General features: G+C 70.3%; 5 protein-coding genes and 1 pseudogene. 3 read left to right on the plus strand and 3 right to left on the minus strand.

Annotated elements, in window-relative coordinates; translation table 11 throughout:
• Positions 1 to 237: pseudogene (locus ACWDX9_RS60765) on the plus strand (heavy metal translocating P-type ATPase); the annotation flags it as partial.
• A gap of 96 nt (positions 238 to 333) precedes the next feature.
• Here the strand turns inward: ACWDX9_RS60765 and ACWDX9_RS60770 are convergent.
• Positions 334 to 921 (minus strand): TetR/AcrR family transcriptional regulator, encoded by a 588-nt coding sequence (locus tag ACWDX9_RS60770; protein WP_449973028.1) that lies wholly within the window; start codon positions 919 to 921, stop codon positions 334 to 336.
• A gap of 100 nt (positions 922 to 1021) precedes the next feature.
• On the opposite strand from ACWDX9_RS60770, the gene ACWDX9_RS60775 reads away from it, so the two are divergent.
• Positions 1022 to 2116, plus strand: coding sequence for a saccharopine dehydrogenase NADP-binding domain-containing protein (locus ACWDX9_RS60775; RefSeq protein ID WP_449973029.1), 1095 nt, complete (start codon positions 1022 to 1024; stop codon positions 2114 to 2116).
• Positions 2117 to 2155: 39 nt separating this feature from the next.
• Here ACWDX9_RS60775 and ACWDX9_RS60780 read toward each other — a convergent pair whose 3' ends face one another.
• Positions 2156 to 2770, minus strand: coding sequence for a class I SAM-dependent methyltransferase (locus ACWDX9_RS60780; RefSeq protein WP_449973030.1), 615 nt, complete (start codon positions 2768 to 2770; stop codon positions 2156 to 2158).
• A gap of 45 nt (positions 2771 to 2815) precedes the next feature.
• On the opposite strand from ACWDX9_RS60780, the gene ACWDX9_RS60785 reads away from it, so the two are divergent.
• Positions 2816 to 3241 (plus strand): MerR family transcriptional regulator, encoded by a 426-nt coding sequence (locus ACWDX9_RS60785; RefSeq protein WP_449973031.1) that lies wholly within the window; start codon positions 2816 to 2818, stop codon positions 3239 to 3241.
• A 38-nt stretch (positions 3242 to 3279) separates the two neighbouring features.
• Here the strand turns inward: ACWDX9_RS60785 and ACWDX9_RS60790 are convergent.
• A partial coding sequence (locus ACWDX9_RS60790) for an HAD-IC family P-type ATPase (RefSeq protein ID WP_449973032.1) occupies positions 3280 to 3917 on the minus strand: 638 nt, incomplete at its 5' end.

Raw genomic sequence — 3917 nt, forward strand, 5'->3', positions numbered from 1 at the left:
GCCGCGGATCTGACCCTGGTGCGGGGCGATCTGCGGGTGGCGCCGGAGGCGATCCGGTTGTCCCGCAGCACGCTGAAGACGATCAAGGGGAACCTCTTCTGGGCGTTCGCCTACAACGTGGCCGCGCTGCCGCTGGCCGCGCTGGGGCTGCTCAACCCGATGATCGCGGGTGCGGCGATGGCGTTCTCCAGCGTGTTCGTGGTGAGCAACAGCCTGCGGCTGCGCCGCTTCAAATAGGAACCGTGTCCTGTGGCCCGAAGGCGATCGCCGCCTTCGGGCCACAGGACGTGCCGCCAAAGATCTGGGCGCAGCCGACGGAGACACGCGAAGCAGTCAACTGGGGGTCCTGTTCGTCGAGTCCGCATTCACGGTGTCCCGGAGCGATGCGGTGGCGACCCGTAGGCAGGTGACGAAGTCCGTCTGGCCGTTCGCGTTGGCCCATTGGTCGAAGGCGTTCTGGAAGACGACCAGGGCGATCTGGGCCACCAGGTGTGCCGTGCCGGTTTCGGTGCCGCGCTGTTCGAGTGCGGTGCGGATCGCGGCGGTGACGGCAGCGAATTTGGTGCGCTCGCGTTCCTGGAGTTCCGCGCTGGCGTCGATCACGGCGCGGCGCTCGGCGACGTTCTTGACCTGTTCCGCAAGCTGAGCGCCGACGTCGGCGAGGGCGTCGAGGACGGTGGACAGCGGCGATGAGGTCTCGGCCGTGGCGAGGACGGCCTGCTGAATCGCGGTGGGCAGCCGCTCGGAGCCGGCGAAGAGGACTTCACGCTTGTCGGGGAAGTAGCGGAAGTACGAGCGCCGGGTGATGCCGGCGCGCTCGGCGATCTGCGTCACGGTCACGTTGTCGTATCCGTGCTCCGCGTAGAGCTCCAGTGCGGCCTTGATCAGGCGCTCTTCGGTTCCGGGATCCCATCTCGCCATGGCCTGACAATAACAAATGATGTCTCAGTGTGTCGTCGGTGCTAGCATCAGTGATGACACACTGAGACATCACCTGGATTTCAGCCCGGAGGGATTTCCAATGACTCACGGCACGCCAGACGCACGGACCGGTGAGGTATGGATCCTGGGAGCGACGGGCCGGATCGGCGCCGCCGTCGCCACCCGCCTGGCCTCACGAGATGTGCCGATAGCACTGGTCGGGCGCGACCGTGACCGCCTGGACAAGGCGCATGCGAAGCTCGGCCAGGGCGACCGGGTGAAGGTCGTCGTCGCCGACACGACGGAGAAGATCGCGGAACAGATCGCACAGCAGCGGCCGACCGTGGTGGTCAACACCATCGGTGAGTACGCCGAAACCGCCCTGCGGCTGGCCCGCGCCTGCATGCCGGGCGGGCACTACCTGGACCTGGCCGCCGACCCGACCGCCACCTCCCGGCTCCTCGACCTGCACGACGAGGCGGCAGCGGCCGGCAGCACCCTGGTGACCGGTGCCGGATTCGGCGTCCTGGCGACGGAAGCCGTCGTCGTCGCCCTGTGCGCCGGCCGCCCCGTCCCCAGCCACGTGCGGGTGGACGCCTTGGGCTCTGTGGCCATCGAGGCGGGCGTCATGGGTGCTGCCTTCGCCGCCTCCATCATCGACGTGCTGACCACCGGCCAACTCCGCTACGAAGACGGCCGCCTGGCCAGGACCAGGCTCGGCGCAGGCGCGCAACACCTCACGCTCCCCGACGGGCAGAAGGTGAAGTCGGCGGGAGCACCCTCGGGCGAGCTCATCGCCGCGCAGCGGGCCAGCGGAGCGCCGAACGTCACCGCCACCTCCGCCCTGGTCCCCACCGGCGCGGCCGTACGAGCGATCCTTCCGCTCGCCGGGAAGCTGCTGTCCATTCCAGCAGTGCGCCGCTTCGCCGTCCGCCAGTTGGCCGGCCTCCGGCTCAAGGCGGCCTCCCGTCCCCGGCGGCACTCCTGGGGACACGCCGTCGTCACCTGGCCGGACGGCACCAGCCGAGAAGGATGGCTACGCGCCGATGACGGCATGGACTACACCGCCGGCGCCGCCGCCGAAATAGCCGCACGCCTGGCCCGCGGCGAAGGCAGGCCCGGCGCCTACACGCCCGCGGCCGCCCTCGGCCCCGACCTCGCGGCCGCAGCCGGAGGCACCTTCATCCTCCCCTGAGGACACCCCCTCGCCCGTCATCAACGGAACCCAGCGGGCCTACGTCCGCCCGTACTCCGGCAACGCCGGGCCTGGGCAGCGCCTTTCGAGAACGGTCAGATTCGTGAGCTCATGGCGCCGCGTCGGCTCGCCCAGGGCGTGAGCGATACGCCCCAGTTTCTCCTCGGGGAGAGCGTTCTTCCTGGCGATAGTCGAGCGGCCGGTGGCGCTGTGCCAGGCGATGAGCAGCCTGCCACGTGGCCGGGTCACCCGACGCAACTCGTGGATGCCGGCCTCCAGGTCCGGCCACATCGCCACGTTGTTCACCGAGACCACGACGTCGAAGCTGCCGTCGGGACAGCCCGTGTCCGCCGCGGTGCCGAGCCGCAGCTCGACGTCGCGCCCGCGGTTGTGCCGGGCCGCCTGACGCAGCATCTCGGGCGACGGGTCGATGCCGCAGACCCGCTCGGCCTCGATGTGCCGCAGCAGGCCACCAGGCCCGCATCCGGCCTCCAGCACGCTGTCCTGCTTCCCGATGAGCGTCACGAGTTCGCCCGGATCGTTGAGCCACAGCATGAGCCGTCCTGCCAAACGCCCGAGGACTCCCTGCGGAAGGGCGAACGGAGAGCGGATCGGCTCGTCGTACGCCCAGGACTGGATCTCCTTGGTGGCCATGCTCCCAGGTTCGCGGTTCAAGGCGGGTTGAAGTCAAATGGACGCATGGAGCTCATATCCATCGGTGAGGCCGCCCGTCGCCTCCACCTCAACACCTCGGCCCTGCGGTACTACGAGGAACGAGGCCTGGTACGGCCGGCGGCCCGCCATGCCGGAAGGCGGATGTACGGCCGGACCGAGCTGCGCCGCCTCGCACTGATCGCCCTGATGCAACGGCTCGGAGTCCGGCTCGACACCGCCGCCGCCGTCATGGACGAGTCCGGCGAGCAATGGCGATCAGCGGTGCGGGACCAGATCGGCGAACTGGACGCCCTGATCGAGCGAGCCCAGGGCGCCCGCCGGTTCCTCTCAGCGGCGCTGACCTGCCCCGCTGACCATCCCGCGAGCGAGTGCCCGCACCTGGTCGGCGTCCTGGACCGGCTGTCCACCGGCGGAACCGTCGAAGAACTCGCGGAAGAGCACTCGGATTAGGTGACCTCGACGGTCGCCACGAGACAGCTGTCCGGTGCTCAGTCTCCGGCGGCGGCAGGGCGCGGGAGGCGGAGCCCCTTGAGGGCGAGTGCGTTGACCGCGACGATGACGCTCGATCCGGACATGGACAGGGCGGCGATCTCCGGTCGCAGCACCAGGCCGAAGGCGGGTTCGAAGACGCCGGCCGCGATCGGCAGCGCGATCGTGTTGTAGCCGATCGCCCAGCCCAGGTTCTGGCGCATCTTGCGGAGTGTGCCGCGGCCGATGACCAGCGCCGTCGGCACGTCGAGCGGGTCGGAGCGCATGAGCACCACGTCGGCGGTCTCGACGGCGACGTCGGTGCCCGCGCCGATCGCGATGCCGAGGTCGGCCTGGGCGAGCGCGGGGGCGTCGTTGACGCCGTCGCCGACCATCGCGACCTTGCGCCCGTCGCGCTGCAGCTCGACGATCTTGGCGGCCTTGTCGCCCGGCAACACTTCGGCGATCACGGTGTCGATGCCGAGCCGGTCGGCGATCCGCCGGGCGGTGGCCTCGTTGTCGCCGGTCAGCATGACGACCTCGACGCCGGCCTCGTGCAGCGCCGCCACGGCGGCCGCGGAGCTGTCGCGGGGCGCGTCGGCGATGCCGATCAGCCCGGCCGCGCGGCCGTCCACCGCGACGACGACCGCGGTACGCC

The sequence above is a fragment of the Nonomuraea sp. NPDC003201 genome, from assembly GCF_053590415.1.

Bases quoted from the DNA above. Each gene is read 5' to 3' on its own strand.
- ACWDX9_RS60770 (WP_449973028.1), bottom strand. From the start codon at position 921: ATGGCGAGATGGGATCCCGGAACCGAAGAGCGCCTGATCAAGGCCGCA.
- ACWDX9_RS60775 (WP_449973029.1), top strand. From the start codon at position 1,022: ATGACTCACGGCACGCCAGACGCACGGACCGGTGAGGTATGGATCCTG.
- ACWDX9_RS60785 (WP_449973031.1), top strand. From the start codon at position 2,816: ATGGAGCTCATATCCATCGGTGAGGCCGCCCGTCGCCTCCACCTCAAC.
- ACWDX9_RS60780 (WP_449973030.1), bottom strand. From the start codon at position 2,770: ATGGCCACCAAGGAGATCCAGTCCTGGGCGTACGACGAGCCGATCCGC.